This window comes from Pseudophaeobacter profundi (assembly GCF_029697505.1).
Lineage (GTDB): Bacteria > Pseudomonadota > Alphaproteobacteria > Rhodobacterales > Rhodobacteraceae > Pseudophaeobacter > Pseudophaeobacter profundi.
In genome coordinates this window covers 1-452 of sequence record NZ_JARJEF010000078.1, presented here as the reverse complement: position 1 = coordinate 452, position 452 = coordinate 1, and the positions used below count along the sequence as shown (strand labels likewise).

General features: G+C 37.2%; 1 protein-coding gene. It reads right to left on the bottom strand.

Annotated elements, in window-relative coordinates; genetic code table 11:
- Positions 1 to 316, bottom strand: a 316-nt coding sequence (locus P2081_RS20345) for a hypothetical protein (protein WP_278924611.1), incomplete at its 3' end; no start/stop codon positions are given.
- Between the last annotated feature and the right edge of the window lie 136 nt (positions 317 to 452).

Below are 452 nucleotides of genomic sequence, written 5' to 3'. Positions count from 1 at the left end.
CCGGGATGTCCACAAAAATTTGATGGGTTTGGACCGCTTTCCCTAAAAGCGTTTGTGTTCCTCTCTTAACCCTCTTAGTAAAATGCCATTGGCGCAAACATATTAAAAAAAAAACAAAAAAAACTACTAGTAAAAACCCGCTCAAAAAATCAAATCCGCTAGGGCCTACATTTTTTTCATGGATTGAATATTTCTTTCTGGTTGTAAAACATGTGATTGTCAACGAATATTTAATCAGCTGATGATTACGATATGTCAACGTTTTGACAATCCACCAATTACAGCCCTTAGAATTCATTCCAGTACTATCAACCAATCACGGCCCTTAAAACTATTTTCCGTACTAGTGCGGGAAAGAGTTTTTCCGTACAGTTCGGTAATCAGCTGTTTTCTGGACAGAATGCACGCACGTAAAATACGTTAAAAGACAGTAGTATGGCGTAAACTAATTT